The 21,947-nt window shown below is 62.9% G+C and carries 19 protein-coding genes; 10 read left to right on the top strand and 9 right to left on the bottom strand.

The features are described from left to right. Positions 1-2: 2 nt before the first annotated feature. Both LAN61_06050 and LAN61_06055 read left to right on the top strand, forming a co-directional pair. On the top strand, positions 3-2,267 hold the full coding sequence (locus LAN61_06050) for a M28 family metallopeptidase (protein MBZ5540069.1): 2,265 nt from the start codon (positions 3-5) through the stop codon (positions 2,265-2,267). Next, positions 2,248-3,642, top strand: a complete 1,395-nt coding sequence (locus LAN61_06055; protein ID MBZ5540070.1) for a P1 family peptidase — start codon at positions 2,248-2,250, stop codon at positions 3,640-3,642. Before LAN61_06050 ends, LAN61_06055 begins: the two co-directional genes overlap by 20 nt. Here the strand turns inward: LAN61_06055 and LAN61_06060 are convergent. The 3 genes from LAN61_06060 to LAN61_06070 form a co-directional block, all read right to left on the bottom strand. Next, positions 3,614-4,222: a class D sortase gene (locus LAN61_06060; GenBank protein ID MBZ5540071.1), complete on the bottom strand. Its 609-nt coding sequence runs from the start codon at positions 4,220-4,222 to the stop codon at positions 3,614-3,616. The two genes, LAN61_06055 and LAN61_06060, sit on opposite strands and share 29 nt — an antisense overlap. Continuing rightward, positions 4,219-5,223 carry a VWA domain-containing protein gene (locus LAN61_06065; GenBank protein MBZ5540072.1) on the bottom strand — a complete coding sequence of 335 codons (1,005 nt, stop codon included), beginning with the start codon at positions 5,221-5,223 and terminating at the stop codon, positions 4,219-4,221. The genes LAN61_06060 and LAN61_06065 overlap by 4 nt, the downstream gene beginning before the upstream one ends. A gap of 70 nt (positions 5,224-5,293) precedes the next feature. Then, a complete protein-coding gene (locus LAN61_06070) occupies positions 5,294-5,989 on the bottom strand; it encodes a hypothetical protein (protein MBZ5540073.1) in 696 nt (231 codons plus the stop codon). A 404-nt stretch (positions 5,990-6,393) separates the two neighbouring features. Here LAN61_06070 and LAN61_06075 point away from each other — a divergent pair, with 404 nt between their 5' ends. The 4 genes from LAN61_06075 to LAN61_06090 all read left to right on the top strand — a co-directional run bounded on the left by LAN61_06075 (position 6,394) and on the right by LAN61_06090 (position 8,715). Beyond that, positions 6,394-6,783, top strand: a complete 390-nt coding sequence (locus LAN61_06075; protein ID MBZ5540074.1) for a hypothetical protein — start codon at positions 6,394-6,396, stop codon at positions 6,781-6,783. A 267-nt stretch (positions 6,784-7,050) separates the two neighbouring features. Beyond that, positions 7,051-7,674, top strand: coding sequence for a nitrile hydratase subunit alpha (nthA, locus tag LAN61_06080; protein ID MBZ5540075.1), 624 nt, complete (start codon positions 7,051-7,053; stop codon positions 7,672-7,674). Further along, positions 7,671-8,330 (top strand): nitrile hydratase subunit beta, encoded by a 660-nt coding sequence (gene nthB / locus LAN61_06085; GenBank protein ID MBZ5540076.1) that lies wholly within the window; start codon positions 7,671-7,673, stop codon positions 8,328-8,330. The genes nthA and nthB overlap by 4 nt, the downstream gene beginning before the upstream one ends. Further along, a complete protein-coding gene (locus tag LAN61_06090; protein ID MBZ5540077.1) occupies positions 8,308-8,715 on the top strand; it encodes a nitrile hydratase accessory protein in 408 nt (135 codons plus the stop codon). Before nthB ends, LAN61_06090 begins: the two co-directional genes overlap by 23 nt. A gap of 35 nt (positions 8,716-8,750) precedes the next feature. On the opposite strand, the gene LAN61_06095 is transcribed toward LAN61_06090, so the two are convergent. The 3 genes from LAN61_06095 to LAN61_06105 all read right to left on the bottom strand — a co-directional run bounded on the left by LAN61_06095 (position 8,751) and on the right by LAN61_06105 (position 13,462). Further along, positions 8,751-10,004: an aminomethyltransferase family protein gene (locus tag LAN61_06095; protein MBZ5540078.1), complete on the bottom strand. Its 1,254-nt coding sequence runs from the start codon at positions 10,002-10,004 to the stop codon at positions 8,751-8,753. Between the two features lie 142 nt (positions 10,005-10,146). Continuing rightward, on the bottom strand, positions 10,147-10,914 hold the full coding sequence (locus LAN61_06100; GenBank protein ID MBZ5540079.1) for a hypothetical protein: 768 nt from the start codon (positions 10,912-10,914) through the stop codon (positions 10,147-10,149). A gap of 565 nt (positions 10,915-11,479) precedes the next feature. Then, on the bottom strand, positions 11,480-13,462 hold the full coding sequence (locus LAN61_06105; protein MBZ5540080.1) for a CocE/NonD family hydrolase: 1,983 nt from the start codon (positions 13,460-13,462) through the stop codon (positions 11,480-11,482). A gap of 379 nt (positions 13,463-13,841) precedes the next feature. Here LAN61_06105 and LAN61_06110 point away from each other — a divergent pair, with 379 nt between their 5' ends. The 4 genes from LAN61_06110 (at position 13,842) to LAN61_06125 (ending at position 19,177) form a co-directional block, all read left to right on the top strand. Continuing rightward, positions 13,842-15,437: an NAD(P)/FAD-dependent oxidoreductase gene (locus LAN61_06110; protein ID MBZ5540081.1), complete on the top strand. Its 1,596-nt coding sequence runs from the start codon at positions 13,842-13,844 to the stop codon at positions 15,435-15,437. Between the two features lie 2 nt (positions 15,438-15,439). After that, positions 15,440-17,038 (top strand): NAD(P)/FAD-dependent oxidoreductase, encoded by a 1,599-nt coding sequence (locus LAN61_06115; GenBank protein ID MBZ5540082.1) that lies wholly within the window; start codon positions 15,440-15,442, stop codon positions 17,036-17,038. 76 nt (positions 17,039-17,114) lie between these two features. Then, positions 17,115-18,470 (top strand): aspartate aminotransferase family protein, encoded by a 1,356-nt coding sequence (locus LAN61_06120; GenBank protein ID MBZ5540083.1) that lies wholly within the window; start codon positions 17,115-17,117, stop codon positions 18,468-18,470. Between the two features lie 209 nt (positions 18,471-18,679). After that, positions 18,680-19,177 carry a carbonic anhydrase gene (locus tag LAN61_06125; protein MBZ5540084.1) on the top strand — a complete coding sequence of 166 codons (498 nt, stop codon included), beginning with the start codon at positions 18,680-18,682 and terminating at the stop codon, positions 19,175-19,177. Positions 19,178-19,362: 185 nt separating this feature from the next. Here the strand turns inward: LAN61_06125 and LAN61_06130 are convergent, their stop codons facing one another. The 3 genes from LAN61_06130 to LAN61_06140 all read right to left on the bottom strand — a co-directional run bounded on the left by LAN61_06130 (position 19,363) and on the right by LAN61_06140 (position 21,485). Beyond that, positions 19,363-20,421, bottom strand: coding sequence for a S1C family serine protease (locus LAN61_06130; protein MBZ5540085.1), 1,059 nt, complete (start codon positions 20,419-20,421; stop codon positions 19,363-19,365). A gap of 492 nt (positions 20,422-20,913) precedes the next feature. After that, positions 20,914-21,216, bottom strand: coding sequence for a type II toxin-antitoxin system RelE/ParE family toxin (locus tag LAN61_06135; GenBank protein MBZ5540086.1), 303 nt, complete (start codon positions 21,214-21,216; stop codon positions 20,914-20,916). After that, entirely contained in the window at positions 21,213-21,485 is a 273-nt protein-coding gene (locus tag LAN61_06140; protein ID MBZ5540087.1) for a type II toxin-antitoxin system ParD family antitoxin, read from the bottom strand. The genes LAN61_06135 and LAN61_06140 overlap by 4 nt, the downstream gene beginning before the upstream one ends. Positions 21,486-21,947: the final 462 nt, after the last annotated feature.

Consider the following 21,947-nt stretch of genomic DNA (forward strand, 5'->3'; position numbering starts at 1 on the left):
ACTTGCCTTCACCAATTCCGTACCAGACTGGCAACATCCGCCGCGCCGCACTCTTCCTTCTGGCCGCGGCCTCGCTGCTTCTCGCGGCCCGCGGCCCGCAGCTCCGCGGCCAGGAACAGCCCGCCGCGCCTCCCGCCGCTGCCAAAGCCTCCATCCGCGGCTTTACCCCCCAGCATGCGCAGCGCGAACGCCAGCTCGAAACTCGCTTCCAGGCCATTCCTTCCCCGGAGAAGGCCCGCGCCTGGCTCCGCGAATTCACCGCCGAGCCCCATCCCGCCGCCTCCGCGCGCAACAATAAACTCGCCGACTACATCGCCGAGGAGTGGCGCAAGCAAGGCTGGGAAGATGTCGTCCTGCGCCGCTACGACGTCCTGCACTCCCGCCCCCGCAACGTCTCGCTCGAAATGGTCGCCCCCGTCAGCTACAAAGCCGGCCTCCGCGAGGACGCCTACCCCGCCGACCCCGACACCAAGAATCCCGCCGTCTCCGGTGCCTATTTCGGCTATTCCGCCTCCGGCGAAGTCACCGCCGAAGTCGTCTACGCCCACAGCGGCAACCCCGAAGACTACGACCTCCTCCGCAAGAACGGCATCAGCGTCAAAGGCAAGATCGTCCTCGTGCGCTATTCCAATCCCTACAGCTATCGCGGCTTCAAGGCCCTCACCGCCGAGCGCGAAGGCGCCGCCGCACTCCTCATCTATTCCGACCCCGCCGAAGACGGCTACACCCGCGGCAAAGTCTTTCCCGACGGCCCCTGGGGCCCCGAGAGCCACATCCAGCGCGGCGCCATCACCTACGACTACATCGTCCCCGGCGACCCGCTCACTCCCGGCTGGCCCTCGCTCCCCGGCGCCAAGCGCATCCCCGTCTCCGAAGCCCGCTCCCTCCCCAAGATCATGGCTCTCCCGCTCTCCTGGCGTGATGCCCAGCCTCTCCTCGCAAACATGACCGGTGCGGAAGTTCCCAAAGACTGGCAGGGCGCTCTCCCCATCACCTACCGCTTCACCGGCAGCGTGAAAGCCCACGTCAAAATCGACATGGACACCAGCATTCAGCCCTACACCGTCGTCGAAGCCCGCATCAAGGGCAGCGAGCTCCCCGACGAATGGGTCCTCCTCGGCAATCACCGCGACGCCTGGGCCTTCGGCGGCGTAGATCCCTCCAGCGGCACCGCCTCCCTCATGGAGCTCACCCGCTCCCTCGGCGAGATGAAGAAGCGTGGCCAGCGCCCCCGCCGCACCATCGTCGCCTGCAGCTGGGACGGCGAGGAGTACGCCCTCACCGGTTCCACCGAATGGGGCGAGCAGTTCGCCGATCATCTGCGCAAAAATCTCGTCGCCTATCTCAACGTCGACGAATCCGTCTCCGGCGCCGCCGCCACCGCCGGCCCCGACGGCCTGAGATTCAAACCCGATGCCGTCGGCTCCCTGGCTCCCATGCTTGTCGAGGCTTCCCACGACGTCCGCATGCCCTCCGGCCGCAGCCTCTACGATTCCTGGCGCGCCACGCGCATGCGCGACGATAAATCCACATCCCTCCCCGAAGACTCTTCCCTCGTCGAGACCCGCATCGGCAGCGGCTCCGACCACACCGTCTTCCTCAACCATCTCGGCCGCCCCGTCGCCAATCTCACCTTCTCCGGCGATTACGGCGTCTACCATTCCCAATACGACGACTTCTTCTGGATGGCCCGCATCGGCGATCCTACTTTCGAATATCACATTGCTCTCACCCGTATCTGGGGCCTCCTCGCCCTGCGCCTCGCCAACGCCGATGTGCTGCCCTTCGATTTCGCTTTCTATGGCAAGACCCTCACGCAATTCCTGGATGAGCTCGACCAGCGCTCGCACGCCGGCGCCAACCTGGACCTGCAGCCCCTGCGCGCCCGCCTCGCCGAATTCCAGCGCGTCGGCGGCGAGCTCAACGGTTCGCTGAACAAAGCTCTGGCCGCCGGAGCCATCGAGGAGAGCCTCGTTCCGGATATTAACGACCGCTTCCTGCGCGTCGAATCCAACTGGCTCAACGAAGACGGCATTCCTGGCCGCCCCTGGTTCAAGCACCTCCTCTATGCCGCGCGCTACACCTACGCGCACCTCGAGTTTCCCGGCCTGACCGAGGCCGTGGAGCAGGGCGACTGGAAGACCGCCCAGGAACAATTGTCTCTGCTGGAAAAAGCCGTGGAAAAGAATACCGAGCTGTTGCGTGTGGCTCACACCGAGCTGGACGAAATGGAGGCCCTTACCCCGCATGAAAAATCTTCGCGCTAATTTTCCGCTCGTCGCGCTCATCTTCCTGCTGGCAGCCGTTTCTGCCCACGCCCAGACGCCTGCGCCCAAGCCTCGCGCGCGCGACCTCGGCGTTCCCTTCGACGGCGCCCCCGGCCCGCTCAACGCCATCACCGACGTCTCCGGCGTCACTGTCGGCCACACCACGCTCATTTCCGGGGAAGGGAAGCTGCAGGTCGGCCAGGGCCCCGTGCGCACCGGCGTCACCGCCGTTCTCCCCCGCGGCAAAGACACCATGATGAATCCCGTTTTCGCCGGATGGTTCTCCCAGAACGGCAATGGCGAAATGACCGGCACCACCTGGATCGAGGAATCCGGCTTCCTCGAAGGTCCGGTAATGATTACCAATACCCACAGTGTCGGCCTCGTCCGCGACGCCGTCATCCAGTGGCGCGTCGCCCACGGCCAGCACGACCCCACTGGTTACTGGTGGTCGCTCCCCGTCGTCGCCGAGACCTGGGACGGCTGGCTCAACGACATCAACGGCTTTCACGTCAAGCCCGAGGATGCTTTCCACGCCATCGATTCCGCCAGCTCCGGCCCCGTCGCCGAAGGCAACGTCGGCGGCGGCACCGGTATGGTCTGCAACGAATTCAAGGGTGGCATCGGCACCTCCTCGCGCAAGCTCGCAGCGAAAGACGGCGGCTACACCGTCGGCGTCCTCGTGCAGTGCAACTACGGCGTTCGCCCCAACCTGCGCATCGCCGGCGTCCCCGTGGGGAAAGAAATTCCAGAGGACCCCGCCTACGCCTCCGCCCATTTCGACGAACTCGACCGCGGCTCCATCATCGTCGTCGTCGCCACCGATGCCCCGCTCCTCCCGCACCAGCTCAAGCGCCTCGCCCGCCGCGTCTCTCTCGGGCTCGGCCGCAACGGCAGCATCTCCGGCAATGGCTCCGGCGACATCTTCATCGCCTTCTCCACCGCCAATCCCGGCGCCGTCAAGTCCGCGGGCCTCGCCACCCTCACCATGCTCCCCAACGACCGCATCGATCCCCTCTTCCAGGCCACCGTCCAGGCCGTCGAGGAAGCCGTCGTCAACGCCATGGTCGCCGCCGAAACCATGACCGGCATCGATAACCACCGCGTCATCGCCCTCCCCCACGACAACGTAGCCAGTGCACCGGGCCCGCCGCCCCAGCACACCCGATTCGCGCGCCCCGACACATCCGCACTCCATGCGCATGTCATCCTGAAGCCCCGATGCTTTGTATCGGGGCCGATCGCAGATTCCGGCCCGGTCGGAAAGGATCTCAACTGTCAGTGTCTGCAATACTTGGCGTTGCGGTTCTTCGGGTGCTTCCCTCGTTCTGCATGTTCGCCCGGACTCATTCCGGGGACGCTCCGACTTCGATAGCCCGCACGATGAAACGCTTCGGCGCGGGACCAACATAGTCAAACGGGAAGCACGTGATCAGAGTCAGCTCCCGCCGGTTCGACGGCCGTAAGACCTCCGTGTTTGTGGGTGGGACGACTTCAGTTGATTCCACTCGATACCGATAGGACCCGCTGCTGGTCTCCAGAGTGATGACGTCTCCAGTTCGAATCTGATGCAAGGGACGGAAGAAGGTGTCCCGATGTCCGGCGAGGGCGACGTTGCCCCATTCCCCCGGCATGGGTGTTTCGGGGAGATGCCCAACCCCTCGCCGCAGGATTCCGGGCGAATCGCCGTGAAGAACGATGGCTCGAATCCCCACACTCGGTATTTCAATCTGGCCCACAGCCTCGCCGATGGTTCGCAGGTGTGGTTCTGCCAGCGGAACATGAAGTTTGAACTTGCGTAACTCGATCGCCTGATAAACTTGCGCGTCCAGAAGGACATACCCGGCGTAACTGGCGGCGAGAACGCCCGTCAAAAGAAAAAAGTAGGACGCCCAGCAAAGACCGATGGAAATCAATCTGCGCGATGCTGAGGGCGTGCGCCGGGTGGCATTCATCGCCGCTCTCCATTGGGTTGGGTCGGCAGCGCTTTTTCCGCCGGTAGGGAATAGCCGGCTCGTGTCCGCACCCGCACCTTGCCGCGGCCCGGAGCACTTACCCGCACCGTGACCTTCCGGAAGGCATCGCCTTTGATTCTCTTCTCGGGCGCAAACCCCAGCGTGTATTGTTCGCGGAGATCGCGGGCGATTTCTTTGGCAATCTCGGAGATGCTCTCCCCGGCGCGCGGAAAGAAGGCAATCCCGCCGGTGTCTTTGCAGAGCCTTTCGAGCACCCGCGGGTTCTCCTCTTCTACGGAGTTCCCCGCCAGGGCGATCGAATAAATCACTGCATGCGCTTGCCTTGCCAGGGCTAGGACGTCCCCATATTTATAATGGCTGGCATTATCCCCGCCATCACTCACCAGGATGAGCGCTTTCTTTTCATGCTTGCCAAGTTCTAAGTGCTTCAACCCTGCGGCCACCGCGTCATACAGCGCGGTCCGGCCCCGGGCCGAAACCGCTGCGACTGCTTTTTCGAGGACTTTTGCATCGCTCGTGAAGGCTTTTCCGTCGAGCAATTCGATGGATACCGTATCGCCAAAATCCACCACGAACATCTCGTCTTCGGGATTACTCGAATGCGCAAAAGTGGTTACCGCGGTGATCACATCGGGCAGCTTGGGACGCATGCTCCGGCTGTGGTCCACGAGCAAGCCCACGGTCACTGGAGTATCTTCCTCCACGAACAATGTGATTCTCTGAAGTCTTCCCTTTTCGTAAACCTGAAAATTCGGCTCCTGCAACCCGGAGACAAACACGCCTTTCTCATCTGTCACGCTTACGGGAAGAACGACGAGATCTGTGCGGACCGTGATCTTGGCCTGCTCCGGAACCCGCGGCGCAGAAAGCGTTTGCGCGGACCGCAAATCGGCGGAGAACCAGATGGCGCATAGAAGCGCGGACAGCAGGCACATCCCGCCGCGCAGTCCGGGGCGTCGCGATCCCTGGAGAGCATTCATAATGAGACCTCCCCGGGCCGCGGCGGGCAGCAATTCCATCAGGTCCGCGGCCCGAAGGGCCTGCTTCAGTCTAAGAGAGTTGTTTTGCCAGCAGCCTCAGGCCGAAGGCTGCGCCGATGGAGATTGCGCTCAGCAGGCCGATCAGTGGAATCGCGCTGCCGGTCTTCGGCAACTCCTTAGCCGCTGTCACCGGCGCCAGTGCCGGACTCGGTGCCTGCGCGGCCTGCAACGGAATGGTCTGAATCGCTTCGGCTATCGGCTTTTCTTTCCTTTCCGGCGTTATCGCAATGAGCGGAACAGTGGTCAGAGTACTTTCCGTGGGTTCCACGGTCTCTGCGGGCACGACTTCCTTCGATGCCTCGGCCAGTTGGATAGCCCGGGCCTTCGGATATACGAATTCCTGCCCGAAATTGTCCCCTGGATAAATCCAGGCTTTTAGGGCAACGGGTGATTCGCCCGGCATCTCACGGAACTTGATCACCGTCTCACCGGTTGGTACCAGCCGGTAATTGGAAATCGCAAGGACTGTCGTAACCAGTTGTGTTTCGTCTTCGTTCCAGATCTGCACGATATGCCGGTTCGAAGAGGAGTCAAACAGCTTGAACACATAGGTCCCCGCCGGAAGCACTCTTCCGGGGACCTCAGTTGGTTGATCAAAGGTAAAAGTGGTTCTCTTGGTCCATTGGTCTGCTTGCGCTGGATTGAAAAACATGCCAGCAAGCAGAGAAAGCATAAGCCCAACAAATACTGCCTTAAGGAAACGCATAGGTAATTTCTCCTGGAACGCCGGACCTTGACGATCACTGGTCACTCAGCGGTAGCACCTGATGCGAGCACTCCGGTCACACACGCCCTCGTCACAACGTCCGGTCTTTGCTCCTGCTTTATTTATATCCTTTGCAATGGATAAATCTGTGATCTCTGTCACGCTTCGATGTGCCGCCACGAATGCCCAAAAGTCTTGCTGTTTCTATTTCTTGGAAGTAAAGGGATCCCTGGCATAAGGTCCGAGAGGAAAGGATTGGGGCTCGGCCTTGCCTGGCTGCCCGCGGCAGTCCGGGTCAGAAGTGGATTTATCGGCAGTTCTCTCTTCGATAGAGCTGTCGTCCATATGGGCGCTCTCTTTAGGACGCGGCCTGGCAACCCCGGCAGAGGAGGTATCCCGCTGTCATGCAAATTCTGAAAGCTGGCGCGCTCTACTTCGCTCTGGTGTTCGGCGCGGGCTTTGTTCTTGGGACCGTTCGCGTGCTTTGGATAGTCCCGCGCTTCGGCACGCGGACAGCCGAGCTCATGGAAGCGCCCGTCATGCTCGTGGTAACCGTTCTTGCGGCGCGGTGGGTGGCCCGGCGTCTTTCCTTGTCGCCCGCACCGGCGGCCAGGCTTGCGGTCGGTTTCCTCGCGCTCGGCCTGATGCTCGTCGTGGAATTCACACTCGTACTCGGGCTGCGCGGCCTCACCATCCGCGAATACCTCGCCGCTCGCGACCCGGTTTCGGGAACGGTCTATTTTGTGCTCCTCGCGATCTTTGCGCTCATGCCCAGTCTCGTGGCTCGAAAATGAGATCGCTCATCCGCCCCGATGACTGGTGCTCGGTAGATTCATCAACAGGAATCGACGGCGGACTCCATCGGTCGACCCTGCGGCATTTATGGCGTGCGATCCGATTCACACCCTGGTTCCCGAAAACTTTCCGGCTCCATCAGGCTCTGCTTGACACCGCCCGGAACGTGGTCAATCATGATGCGCTGCAAGTGCTGAGCGCTGTCCCTTCCGCCGCCGCTTGCGCTTGGCTGGAATCCTCAGAGGGGACTGGGAGTAGATGGTCTGATGCACGACCATGATCACAGCCACCAGGCGGTTCCTTCCGACCCTGCCTTGCGCGTCAAGGCCCTCGAATCGCTGTTGGTCGAAAAGAAGCTGGTCGATCGCGCAGCTCTCGACGCGTTGATCGATACCTACGAGCACAAGGTCGGTCCGCGTAACGGCGCGCGCGTGGTCGCGCGGGCCTGGGTGAATCCCGCCTACAAGCAGCGCCTGCTGACCGACGCCGACGCCGCCATCGCGGAGCTCGGCTATGGCGGCTTGCAGGGCGAGCACATGGTGGTGGTCGAGAATACCCCCAAGCTGCACAACCTGGTCGTTTGCACGCTGTGCTCCTGTTATCCCTGGGCGGTCCTTGGTCTCCCGCCGGTCTGGTACAAGTCCGCGCCCTATCGCTCCCGCTCGGTGATCGACCCGCGTGGCGTGTTGCGCGAATTCGGCCTGGAGCTGTCGCCGCAGGTCGAGGTTCGCGTTTGGGACAGCACCGCCGAGGTGCGCTACCTCGTCTTGCCCGAGCGGCCCTCCGGCACGGAACAACTCAGCGAGGAGGCCCTCGCCGCCTTGGTCACCCGCGATTCGATGATTGGCGTGGCCAGGCTCATGCCCCCGGCTCAGGGAGGCCGCTCATGAATGGCGTGCATGACATGGGCGGCATGCACGGCATGGGCCCGATCCAATGCGAAAAAAACGAACCCGTGTTCCATGCGCGTTGGGAAGCCCGCACGTTCGCGTTGTTGTTCGCGATGGGTGCCTGGGGTAAGTGGCCGCTGGACGCCCTCCGGCACCAGATTGAGCTGATCCCCCCGGCAGAATATTTGCGCGTGTCCTACTACGAGAAATGGATTACCGCATTGGTCGAGCTAATGGTCAAGGCCGGCCTGGTGACGCGGGCGGAGGCCGAAAGCGGGACGCTGGCATTTGGTTCGCCCCGGTTGAGCCCGGCGCTCTCCGCCGATCAGGTGCCCCAAATGGTCGCGAGCGGCGGACCCACGAATCGCAACGTCCCGGCAGTTCCGCGCTTCCGGGCCGGCCAGCGCGTCCGCGCCCGCAACATGCATCCGGTCGGCCACACTCGCCTGCCGCGCTATGCCCGAGGAAAGCTGGGCACCCTTGCTCGGGACTATGGCGTCTTCGTTTTTCCGGACACCAACGCTCATGACCTCGGCGAGAAGCCCCAGCATCTCTACTCGGTGCGCTTCGAAGCGCGCGAGTTGTGGGGCGAGCAGGCTGCGCCGCACGACGCTGTCTATGTTGATCTCTGGGATGACTACCTTGAGCCAGCCTGACCCCATTCGCGAGCCCGAGAACCTGGCGGCCCTGCCGCGCCTCCCGCGCGATGCGGGCGGGCCGGTCTTTGCCGAACCCTGGCAGGCCCAGGCCTTCTCACTGGCCGTCTCGCTCTCCGCGCAAGGGCATTTCACCTGGAAGGAGTGGGCGGCCGCGCTCGCGGACGAACTCAAGGCCGCCGCCAGTCGCGGCGAGCCCGATGACGGCTCGCGCTACTACCACCACTGGCTGGCCGCTCTCGAGCGTCTGGTCACGGTCAAGGGCTTGTCCAATCCGGCCGCGCTGCTGGCGCGCAAGGAGGCTTGGGCCGAAGCCTACCGCCGCACCCCCCACGGGAAGCCCGTCGAGTTGAGCGCCGCCTCTAGCGGACAAAAGCGCCCTTGAACTGACGTCCGGCATTTGCGGGCCAGTACGCCAGTTCAGAGGACCGGCACCGCCGTCTTGCGTTTCGGATTGAAGAAGGGCAGCGCCACTACCTTCGCCGCGACCGCCTGCCGCACCGCCTCCACCGTCAATTCCATCTGCAGCACCGTCCCCGGTTCGGAATACTCCCGCGCCACGCTCGCCAGCGCGATCATCCTCTTCAGCGTCGGCGACCACGTCGTCGACGTCGCCTTCCCCGCCTGCTTGCCTCCGCGCCCCGGGCAATAGACCGGCACGGCCACCCGCGACGCCGTCCCCGGCACCTGCGGCGCCAGCCCCATCTTCTCGTAGCGCTCCTCGACCTCCGTCCAATCAATCTCCAGCCCCACCAGCGCCCGCGCCGCTCCCGTCTTCTGCTCCCGCAGCAGCGCCTCGCGCCCCACGAAGCTCTCTTTCTTCAAATCCACCAGTTTCCCCAGCCCGATCTCCGCCGGCGAATATTTCTGCTCTTCGATCAGCGCCTTCTTGCTGGAAAAATAATCCACTTCGATCAGGATCAGCCCTGCCTCGATCCGCGCGATGTCCAGCGCGATCATCCCCGCCGGATGAATGTCCCACGCCCGGCCCTTGCCCATCAGCTCGTCCCACACCTTCACCGCGTCCTGCCACGGCATCCAGATCTCGAATCCCAGGTCCCCGGTGTATCCCGTGCGCGAAATGTCCACCGGCACGCCCGCGATCTTCCCGTGCGTTACCCGGAAATATTTCAGGTTGGCGATCTCCGCCTCCGCCACCGCCTGCAGCAGCCGCCCGGAGGTCGGCCCCTGCAGCGCCAGCGCCGCCACGCTCTCCGAAATATCCTCGATCGTCACTTCCAGCCCCAGCGCGTTCTGCCGGAACCACCGCAGGCTCGGGTCCGCCGCCGTCCAGCGGTACTCGTTCTCTCCCAGGCGCGTGATCGTCCCATCATCAATGACCTTGCCCTCGGGGTCGCACCAGCAGCCGTAGATCACCTGGCCCGCCGCCACCTTATTAACGTCCCGCGTGATCACCCGGTTCACGAATTTCGTCGCGTCCCGCCCCGTCACCCGGTATTTGAACAGCGGCGAAATATCGATCAGCGCCGCCGAGTTGCGGATCGCGTTGTACTCGTGCTCGTGGTGCATCTCATACACGCCCACCGTGTAGTACCCCGACCACTCCCGGTAGTTCAGGCTCTCGCACAGCGCAAAGGTTCTCTCGTGAAACGCGGTTCCGACGGGCACGGTATCCTCCCAGTTCCCCTGCCGGCGCACCGCGCCGCAGGGCATCCGGATTATAGGTGCGAACTCCGCGCCCCCGCAAGACGCCCGCAGTCCCGGCACTCCGTTAGCGGGTTAGTTTCCGATCACCGCGCTAATCGGGCATTGGCTCCATTGTCTGCTGGGAAACCCTGTTGTGAGCAGCTCACGTCTAAGGAATGGAGAACAGTTTTAGTATGCCTTCCTCGACCGTGGCTAGTTGGCGCCCATCAGGAGAAAGTGCAGCAGCGTACGCCCCTTCAGCCAATACGTGTTTGAATATCATGTGATTGGCTCTCAAGTCGTACACGAATACTTCATTGTAGTATTGCCAACCGCGATGCGAGGAAAAGAGAGACCTTTTCATGTTTGCCATGATTGCCACGCGGGTATCGTCATCAGAAAGACCAACCAAGCTCGGTAAACTAAACGAATCCGGGGCAGGAATGTGCCCGTCAAACAACTGTTTCCCGTTCGCGTCAACGACATACAAGTCTTGACTCAATGCATAGGCCAACGCTTCATTTCCAATGAAAGTGAGTGCGTCGCATGCCTGCAAACCGTCTAGAGCTGTCCAATTGTGGTGAGTTGGCTCTACATGCAATGCACCTTGGCACATGCCGGGCAGGATATACGCGAGCTGTCGTTCGCCGAATATTGCCCTGGACTTCAGTGGATAGGAGAGACTTGCTAGCTCTTCGAGAGTCTTGCCATCGAGAAAATGCGCCGTTCGATTGTTCAGTTCTTGGTTGATGGTAGATAGGACGAGTTGGTTCAGCTTTCTGTCGAACTTGACGCTCGTAGCTGTTTTAGGCAACGAGCTAGACCTGAGCAGTTCAAGGTCTGCATCATAAAAGTCCAAGCCGTCTGCCTTGCCTATTAGAATTCCTCCCCCGGGTCCAGCCGAAAAGTCGATGTTCTTCGGGTCAGCTGGAATCACGCGCTTTGCGTGTACTAGTCCCTTCATATCGATTGTCAATATTTGAAAACTATGGGAATCCGGCCGGGACCCAGACAGCTGTCGGTCAAAAAATACGGCAAGCCGGTCTCCTGACAAATAAAAAAGTCCATTCTTCACATTCCAAGACGAGGAAGCTTCAGCTCTGGAGGGGAAATCATGCGAATGCAGGTCGATGGTTAGTGGCGGAGCCAGAGGCGATTGGGCAAGACCCCAGAATGGAAAATAGAGAAAGCCGAATATGGCTAGAGCCTGCAACAACCTATGGTGGCGGCCCGTGGACTGACTCATAGATGAGATGAGAATAAGGTCGAGTTCACTTACAAGTCAATTGCGTGCTGCCTCAGCGCATTCGACAGCATCACGCTGCACTCGGAAGGAATGCCCTTGTCTGTATAACGCGCTTCCAAGGGACTTATCTACTACCGGAACTCCGCCGGGCTTGTGCCCCGTCGCATGGAACAGCCGAATGTCCGTTCGGCAATACCTGAAGTCTGGCGGGCGGCAGGCCTATGCTCATCGAGCGCCAGAACTCCCGCCCGCGCTGCTACGGCTCCGTGACCAGCGGCAGCTCGATGTAGCTCGCCTGTCCTGGCGCGTGGTAAATCCTCTGCACGGCCTTCTTGTAATCCTCGGGCTTGGCCCAGAAGATGCTCCCCACGAACGTCTGCGGATTGCGGTCGTAGAGCGGGAACCAGCTCGACTGCACCTGCACCATGATCCGGTGTCCGGGCAGGAACACGTGGTTTGCCGTGGGCAGCGCGAAGCGGTAGGGAAGCGGCTTGTCCGCCTCGATCGCTTTCGCCGTCTCTAGGCTTTCGCGGTAGCGGCCGCGGAAGATGTCCGCGGAAACCATCAATTGATACCCGCCCATCTCCGGCTGGCTGGCCACCTCGTCCGGGTACACATCAATCAGCTTCACCACCCAGTCCGAATCTGTTCCGCTGGTGGAAGCCACCAGATTGGCAATCGGCTGCCCGCTGATCTTCACCGGCGCGCGCAGCGCGTCCGAAACAAACACCGCCACATCCGGCCGCCCCGACGCCTCGCGCTGGTCATCCACCAGCCACCGCGGCCAGGTCAGCCCTTTGTTCTCGTCATACCCCACGGGCCGGATGGGCCGCGCGCGGAACGGCACCGGCTTTGCCGGGTCGGAAACGTATTCGTCGAACGTTGCTTCGCCGGCCTTCGGCCCGGCAAACCCCAGCTTCAGCCCCGCTCCCAGATACAGCGGCGTCGCCTTCACCGTGCAGCCGCTCGCGCAACCCGCCGGCCATCCCGGCAGCCGCCTCCAGGTGTTCGTCCCGGTTTCAAACGCGGTGACCGCCGCAATGTCCGCCTTCGGCGCTCCGTCCTTCAGATACTGGTCCAGGAACGGCCGCAGGATCTCCCGCCGGAAATACAGTCCAGTGTCGCTGTTGAATTTCAGCGCCCCCAGCGTGCTCCCGTCTCCGATCTCCTGCCCGTGATGCCACGGTCCCAGCACCAGGAACACCTTGTCGTTTCCCGTGTCCTTCGGCTTGAGGGCCTTGTACACCGCGATGGGGCCGTAGATGTCCTCCTGGTCCCACAGGCTGTGCACCAGCATCACTGGGACCTTCAGCGGCTGCCCGGCGAGAATCTTGTCCATCGCCTGCTCCTGCCAGAAGGCGTCGTAGCTCGGATGCTCCAGAATCTTTCGCCAGAAGCCCGCCTGTTCCAGGCCGCGCCGCCGTGCCAGTTCCCCCGCCGAGCCCGCCTCCAGGTACATGTCGTAATCGTCGTAGTGGCTGGTCCACCACTTCTCGTCGTTCTTCCGCGTCGCCTCCTGCTCGTAGATATACGGCAGATTCTGCTGCCGGAACGCGCCGTTGTGGAACCAATCGTCCCCCATCCATCCGTCCACCATCGAATTCATCGGCACCGCCACCTTCAGCGCCGGGTGCGGATTTACCAGCGCCATCAATGGCAAAAACCCGTCGTAGGAGATCCCCAGGATTCCCACCTTGCCGTTGCTTTCCGGAATGTTCTTCACCAGCCAGTCGATCGTGTCGTAGGTATCCGTCGAATGGTCCACCGGGGTGGGGTTCAGCGGCCCGTGCAGCGGCCGCGTCATCACGTAGTCCCCCTCGGAGCCGTATTTCCCGCGCACGTCCTGCACCACCCGGATGTACCCGCCCTCGACGATCACCTCCGTCGCATTGTCGTATCCCTGCAGGATCGGCCCCAGGTGCGCGCTTTCCGCATGACTGGTCAGTTCCGTGGCGTCGTATGGCGTGCGCGTCAGCAGGATCGGCGCGCACTTGGCCCCCTTGGGTACCAGAATGACGGTGTGCAGCTTCACCCCGTCGCGCATCGGGATCATCACGTCGCGTTTCACGTAGTCGAAGCTGTCCGTCACCGCCACGAACTTCGTCGGCGTCTCGCTCGGCAGCCCCGGATACTGCGGCGTCTGCGAAGCAGACTGCGCCGCGCACGGTTCGGCGGATAAGAAGGCCAGCAGCACCGGCGCGAAAATCACCACCGCGCGAATCCGGTCAATCAATTTCATGGGAGTCTCTCCGAACTGTGAGGATAGGAAGCCTTCTACAAGCTATCCCCTAACTCCCTGGGACGGCCCACCATACGCCGTCATTTCGAACGAAGCGAGAAATCTCTCTTCGCTGTTTGTAGGAAGCGCTCAAGCGTCGCGTCTATTGCGCCCGCTCCGGCGGCTGAGCGGCGCGATTATATCCCTGGTGCGCCTCCCCATGCCACCCGCAGATTCCCAGTGCACACCAGCGCGCTTACGCTCGAAATTGCGGCCGGGTGTGCGCATGCTCCTTGGGATGGCGGGGGACTTCCCCTGACTTGTATCGCGCCGCGCCTGACAGTAGAATGTCCGTTCGGCAGTACCGGAAGTTTATTTTTTTATAGCGGGGTTCTTCGGGATGGGCCAGCACTACGACGTTATCGTCATCGGCGGCGGGCACAACGGTCTGGTCAACGCCGCCTATCTGGCCCGTGCCGGGAAGAAAGTCCTCGTCCTCGAACGCCGCGGCGTCCTCGGCGGCTCCGCCGTCACCGAAGAGATCATCCCCGGCTTCCTCTTCTCCGAGTGCTCCTACGTCGTCTCCCTCCTGCGCCCGGAGATCATCCGCGAGCTGGACCTCCCCCGCCACGGCCTGGAAATCCTGCCCCTCGACGGCACCTTCACCCCCATGCTCAATGGCGACCATCTCTGGCGCGTCAACGACCACGCCAAGACCCAGCGCGAGATCCGCCGCCACTCCCGCCTCGACGCCGAGGCCTACGACGAATTCAGCAAGATGATGGTGCCCATGTGCCGCTTCGTGAAGCCCATCCTCTCCATGATCCCGCCCGACCCCACCTCCCTCAATCCCCGCGACCTCCGCAAGCTCTATTTCCTCGGCCGCCGCCTGCAGCAACTCTCCTCCGACGAGCGCTACACCCTCATCCAGCTCATGACCATGAGCGCCGCCGATTTCCTCGACCAGTGGTTCGAGACCGATGCCCTCAAGGCCACCATGTCCGCCTCCGGCATCATCGGCACCTTCCTCGGCATCCGTTCCCCGGGTACCGCCTACGTCCTCCTCCACCACTACATGGGCGAGATTGACGGCGCGTTCCGCTCCTGGGGCTTCAGCCGCGGCGGCACCGGCGCCATCTCCCTCTCCATCGCCTCCGCCGCCCGCGAAGCCGGCGTCGAGATCCGCACCCAAGCCCCGGTCGCCAAGATCCTCGTGAAAAACGGCCGCGCCACCGGCGTGGCCCTCGAGAGCGGGGAAGAGCTCTCCGCCACTATCGTCTCTTCCAGCGCCGACCCGCATCTCACCTTCGAAATATTTCTCGACCCTAAGGAACTTCCCTCCGACTTCCTCGAGGACATCCACCGCTACAAGTTCCGCGGCTCCTCCGGCAAGGTCAACATGGCCCTCGACGCCCTCCCCGACTTCAAGGCCATTCCCGGCCCCGGTGCGCACCTCCGCGGCGCCATCTCCATCTCCCCCAGCATGGATCACATGGAACGCGCCTACGACGACGCCAAGTACGGCCGCTTCTCTCGCCGCCCCTACATTGACATGGTCATCCCCAGCCTCACCGATCCCTCCGTGGCTCCCGCGGGCAAGCACGTCCTCTCCTGCTTCGTGCAGTACGCCCCCTACAAGCTCGCCCCCGGCGAAGGCACCTGGGACGACCAGCGCGAAAAATTCGGCGACACCGTCATTGACACCATTGCCGAGCACGCCCCCAACATCAAAAGCATCATCCGCGGCCGCCAGGTCCTCACCCCGCTCGATCTCGAGCGCGAATTCGGCCTCACCCAGGGCAACATCTTCCAGGGCGAGCTCTCCCTCGAGCAGCTCTTCTTCCTGCGCCCCGCTCCCGGCTGGGCTTACTACCGCACCCCCATCGACAATCTCTACATGTGCGGCTCGGCCACCCATCCCGGCGGCGGCATCATGGGCGCTCCTGGACGCATTGCCAGCCAGGTCATCCTCAAAGACTGGAAGAAGGCGAGCTGACCATGGCCCCGCGACAGCGCATCGTTCTCGTTGGCGGCGGGCACAACGCCCTCGTCGCCGCTTTCTATCTCGCCAAGGCCGGCTTCAAGCCCCTGGTCCTCGAGCGCCGCGCCATGCCCGGCGGCGCCGCCGTCACCGAGGAGTTTCATCCCGGCTTCCGCGTCTCTTCTCTCGCGCACACCGCCGGCCCCCTCCGCACCGACGTCGCTCGCGACATGCGGGTGGAAAAATTCGATTGCTCCATGATCCACCCCGATCCCCGCGTCTTCGCTCCCGCGCCCGACGGCCGCGCCATCCTCTTCTATAACGACCACGCCAAGACCGCCGGCAACATCGCCCGCCTCTCCGCCAAGGACGCCGCCAGGTACACCGAATTCGCCGCCGCCCTCGCCGAAGTCGCCGAAGTCCTCGCCCAGCTCACCCGCGTCACCCCTCCGGCCATCGACCAGCCCTCCCCCGAAGATCTCTGGAATCTCCTTAAAGCCGGCCGCAACATCCGCGCTCTCGGCAAAAAGCGCATGTTCGACCTCCTCCGCTGGGCTCCCATGGCCGTCGCCGATTTCGTCTCCGAATTCTTCGAGACCGAGCTCTTGCGTTCCACCATCGCCGCCCGCGGCATCTTCGGCGCGGCCCTCGGCCCCTGGTCGGCCGGCTCCACGGCCGTGCTTCTCCTGCGTGCCGCCGCGGATCCCCACCCCGCTGGCGCGGCCTCCTTCTCCCGCGGCGGCCTCGGCTCGCTCACCCGCGCCCTCGCCGAATCCGCCCGCAAAGCCGGCGCCGAAATCCGCACCAACGCCGAAGTCGCCCACATCCGCAGCACGGGCGGCGCGGTCACCGGCGTGGTCCTGGCCTCCGGCGAAGAGATCGCCTGCGACGCCGTCGTCTCCGGCGTGGACCCCAAGCGCACCTTCTTCCGGCTCGTGGACCCCGCGCAGCTCGATCCCGCCTTCGTCCTGCGCATCAAGAATCTTCGCGCCTCTGGCACCGTCGCCAAAGTCCATCTCGCTCTCGGCGACGCTCCGGCCTTTCCAGCGCTCGCCTCTGTCATCGGCCCCGATGGCTTCCGCCAGGGCCTTTCCGGCCGCATCCACATCGGCCCCGACCTCGATTACCTCGAGCGCGCCTTCGACGCCTCCAAGTACGGCGAATTTTCCGCCCATCCCTGGCTCGACGTCACCATCCCCACCTTCAGCGACTCCACCCTCGCCCCTGCCGGCAAGCACGTTCTCTCCGCCTGCGTGCAGTTCGCCCCCTTCCGCCTGCGCCACGGCGACTGGACCACCCAGCGCGACGCCCTCGGCAAGGCCGTCCTCGAAACCCTGGAAACCTATTCCCCCGGCATCTCCCATCTCGTCGAAGCCATGCAGGTCATCACTCCGCAGGACCTCGAGTCCGCTTACGGCCTCACCGGCGGCCACATCTTCCACGGCGAGCTGGCCCTCGACCAGCTCTTCACCATGCGCCCCGTCCTCGACTGGGCCCGTTACCGCTCGCCCCTGCGCGGCCTCTATCTCTGCGGCTCCGGCACCCATCCCGGCAACGGCCTCACCGGCGCTTCCGGCGCCAACGCCGCCCGCGAAATCAGCCGTGATCTCCGGTAGTTTTCTTAGTTGGTCTTCCTGAAGGGACGGCTCCTGTCGGCCCCTCATGATTGCAATTCATACGATGGCAGGGCACATGACCACGAAGATCGACCGCAACAAACTGAAGAAACTCCACGCCCGCGAGGAACAGCGCTTCATCGCCGAGCACCCCCGCTCCGCCGCGCTCTACCAGCGCGCCCAGAACTCCCTCCTCGGCGGCGTCCCCATGAACTGGATGAAGAAGTGGGCCGGCGCCTTCCCCGTTTTCGTCGAGACCGCCCAGGGCGCCCACTTTACCGACGTCGACGGCCGCGATTACGTGGACCTCTGCCTCGGCGACACCGGCGCCATGACCGGCCACTCCCCCGAAATCGTCGCCGAAGCCGTCGCCCGCCGTCTCCGCGAAGGCATCACCTTCATGCTTCCCACTGAAGACTCCGTCTGGGTCGGCGAAGAGCTCCAGCGCCGCTTCGGCCTGCCCTACTGGCAGTTCACTCTCACCGCCACCGACGCCAACCGCTTCGCCATCCGCATCGCCCGCGAAATCACCCAGCGCTCCAAAATCCTCGTCTTCCACTACTGCTACCACGGCACCGTGGACGAAACCGTCGTCTCCCTGCACGACGGCGTCGTCGGCCCGCGCCGCGGCAATCTCGGCCCCCCCGTCAATCCCGCCGAAACCACCCGCGTCGTCGAATTCAACGACCTCGCCGCTCTCGAAGACGCCCTCAAGCACAACGACGTCGCCTGCGTCCTCGCCGAGCCCGCCATGACCAACGTCGGCATCATCCTCCCCGACAATGGCTACTGGAAATCCGCCCGCGCCCTCATTCGCCGCTACGGCTCCCTGTTCATCGCCGATGAGACCCACACCATCTGCGCCGGCCCCGGCGGCTGCACCCAATTGTGGCATCTCGAGCCTGACTTCTTCGTCATGGGCAAGCCCATCGGCAGCGGCATTCCCGGCGGCGCCTACGGCTGCACCGAAGAGGTCGCCCGGCGCATCGCCGCCCGCATCCACCTCGAGGATTGCGACGTCGGCGGCATCGGCGGCACGCTCGCCGGCAACGCCCTCTCCCTCGCCGCCATGCGCGTCACTCTCGAAAAAGTCCTCACCCCCGAGGCCTTCTCCCGCATGATCCCCCTCGCCAAGCGCTTCAACGACGGCGTCGCCAGGGAAATCCGCGCCGCCGGCCTTCCCTGGAACATCCAGCAGCTCGGCTGCCGCGCCGAATACACTTTCCGCGATCCCGCCCCGCGCAACGGCGGCGAATCCGCCGCTGCCGGCGACTTCGAACTCGAGCGCTTCCTGCACCTCCACGCCCTCAACCGCGGCGTCCTCCTCACCCCGTTCCACAACATGGCCCTCATGTGCCCCGCCACCACCGAGGCCGACGTCGACCTGCACACCAAAATCTTCGCCGAAGCCGCCCGGGAGTTGGTCGGCTGACCAGAAGCCTCTTCTGCGTCGCCTTTCCCGTGTAGATGCCGGGCTTTAGCCCGGCATCTTTCTCTTTTCTCTCGTCCGAGTAGGGGCACGGCACGCCGTGCCCGCCCCCGCAACTCCCAGCCGCGCCGAAATTTCTTCTGGCATTCCGCCACCCGCCCGCTTACAACTAATGCCCTGGAACACTTCCGCTCCCGGAGAACAATCCATCTATGGGCGCCATTGAAAAAGTCTTGGCCGCAAATGCGCAATTCGCTCTCGATTATGACCCGGGACTCGTTTCCCCGCGGCCCCGCCTCGGCCTGGCCGTGCTCACCTGCATGGACACCCGGCTCTCCCGCCGGGCCCTGGGCCTCGGTCCCCAAGATGCCCACATCATCCGCAACGCCGGCGGGATTGTGACCGACGATGTCCTGCGCTCCCTGCTCATTTCCCACTACGTCCTCGAAACCTCGGAAGTCATGGTCATCAATCACACCGACTGCGGCTTGATGAAGGCGTCCGAGGAAGCTCTCCACGCGCAAATCGAGCGCCAGGCGGGGCTCCCGCCCAGTTCGCCCGTCCATTTCTATGCCTTTCGCGACGTGGAAGCCAATGTCCGCGAACAGCTCGCCAAGCTCGACGCCCACAGTTGGATCCACAGCGGCCTGAAGATCCGCGGCTTCGTCTTCGATGTTCGCACCGGCCATCTCCGCGAAGTCCTCCGCTGAATCACCCGCCGCGGAGAGCGTCGGCCGCGGCCCCCGTTCTTGCGGGTTTTGCAATGGTGGCCTGGAAGCAATTGAAAAGCGGCCGCGGGTGGCCGTGATGGACGGAGCGCTGCGCACCCGTTCCCGCACCAGGGGAGGGAAGCGCTGGCAAACTGGCGCGGAAACATTCTCAGGGAAGGCCTGTGTTAGTGGTGCGGGATCTTGGCCATCACCTTATAGATGGCCGCCAGCACCGGGTCCGAAGCGATCGCTTGTCCGGACGGGGCATACGCGAAGTTGAAATTGTTCTGGTTCTTCAGGCGGATGTGAAACGCATCCCGGTCGGAGGAGTACACGTCATTCTTCCGCACCTCGTCTATGCCCTCCAACGGCGTTTCGAAGGAGTGCGGGGCCTGTGTGGTCCGGAAGGCAAGCGAACTTTCGCTGACGATAAGCGTTCCCATGCAGAAGCTCAGGAAGCCGTCCCCATGATCGTGCCAGACGATGAATTCCTGGCCGGAGGCTTCGCTTGCGCCGGCGCCTGGTGCAGGCTGTTTGTCCGGGCGGACCGCACCATATTCGCGCGCCAGTTCGCCGAAGGTGTACTTTGCTTCTTGACCCAATAGAGGCTCGACATAGTCGATGGGGACGGCGAAATTCAGGTTTTGCGCTCCCTGCCCGGTAATGCCCTTGGTCGTGATTCCCACCACCTCGCCTTGCAGATTCAACACCGGTCCCCCGCTGCTGCCCGGCGAAGAGGGAGCCGATATCTGTAAATAGCGCGTGCCCTCGACCACGCGGATCGCGCTGATGATCCCTTCCGCCAGCGTCCGCTCCAGACCCATCGGGTTTCCCATGGCCACGATCCGCTGGCCTTGTTTGAGCTGCTCCGTATTCCCGATCCGCAAGGTCGGCAGTTTGCTCTTCCTGATTTTGATCAGCGCAATATCCCGGCGGGCGTCGAAAGCGACCACCCCGGTGCTGTCGAAGATCTCCCCATTTTCCAGTTTCACCTCCACGCGCTCGGCCCCCGCAATCACGTGGAAGTTGGTTGCGATCACGCCGGAGGCATCCACGATGAATCCGCTGCCCAGCCCCAGCGGGCTGCCCTTGGCGTCCCGCGTTTGCAGGAAAACCACCGCCGGTCCCGATGCCGTGGCAATCTCCGCGGCGGTCTTCTCCACAATCCCCTGTTGGCACCATCCGTTGTTCGCAAGCGTGCACAGAGCAATCCCGAACCCGGCGGCAAGAAGTTCTTTTCTCATGGGAGCACCTCGGAGGGACCATTCACCTAATACTACTCCCTAACGATAGGGAAGTGCCAGCAGCCCCCTCCCCAGCCCTTTGCGTCCCGGCTTGTGTAGGCGACTTGTGTAGGGGACGGACTTTAGTCCGTCCGCCGCGTCCCGGTTTGTGTAGGCGACGACCTTTAGTCCGTCCATCGCTTCCCGGTTTGTGTAGGGGACGGACTTTAGTCCGTCCGTCGCTCGCGGGGTTTACGAGCGAAGAACCTCTCCTCGCATTCCTCCCACTCCATTGGCGAAAAGCGCGAACCCGCGCGGCTAGCCCCGTCTTAGCGCCCGCTCACCACTTCCTTGCCGTATCCCTCGAATCGTCAGGAAAGTGCGAAGAGAAAAACCCCACCCACCCGAACCCCGCGTTGACCGCTTTGCGGTCACCTAAAACATTGACCGCTTTGCGGTCACCTGGAATAACGATGCGCTGCCCGAAATCTCTCTCGGTCGTTAAGCTTGGGCCTATTTCAAAAGGGAAGGAATGTTTCGGGCCCCGTGAAGAATCCGGATGATTTGCAGCGGCTTTGTCTCTGGGTCGTACACGATCCAGTAACTCCGGTAGGGCTGCACCAGCCAGAAGCGCAAGGGCAAAGCGGTCAAGTCCGTGCGCGCATGACCAGCCAGCGGAATCTCGGCCAGAAACGCGCAGGCGGAATAAATCGCCTCTTCAACGCGGCCGGCTGCGTCAGCGGAATCTTCGGCGATGTAACTCCAAATGTCGAATAGATCTTCTGCAGCTTGGGGGGTGAATTGGCAGGCGCTCATGCCTGGCGCTTTTCAGCGAGCCAGGCGCGTTTCCTCTTCTCCAGTGTGGCTCGAACCTGGTCGGAATCGAGCAACTCCCCGCGCTGCGCGGCGGCATAGCCTTGCTCGATTTTTGCCGCGATCTCCGTTCTATGCTCGGCCAGCCAGGTTTCTTGCTCGTGGAGCAGGGAAACGGCGTGCTCCACGAATTCATCCACGGATTGGTACGGCCCGCGCTGCACGTCCTGCTTGATCAGTTCTTCCAGCTCCGGCCGCAGATGAATCTTCATGCCCATAGTCTACCCCAGGTTTTCCTCGCCAAGAAAGAGCGAAGAGAAAACCCCCACCCTCGCGAACCCCGCGTTGACCGCTTTGCGGTCACCCAGAACAAGGATGGCCACCCGGATTCCTCTCACTGCTCCAAGGGTCGGCCATCCGCTCCCATTCGCCCACCCGCCCGTCATTTCGAACGAAGCAGGCCAACGCTTTCTTTCCCCTTCGCTCCTGCGATCGAAGATTCCGGTCCGGCCGGAAAGGGTTGGCCTGCGCAGTGAGAAATCTCTCTTCGTTTTTGCCTCTCTTCGCATCTGAAGAACTCCCGTCTCCGTGCCACAATCCGCCCCCATGGAGCGCACCTCCCACGTCTACCTCATGGCCAGCAAATCAGAACAATTGAAAAGACTTTGCCCAGAAAGGATGCTCGCCATAAATCTTCATTACAGCTCCACCTTCTAAACTGTGATAACATGTCC

Source organism: Terriglobia bacterium (assembly GCA_020072785.1).
Taxonomy (GTDB): Bacteria; Acidobacteriota; Terriglobia; order Acidiferrales; family UBA7541; genus Acidiferrum.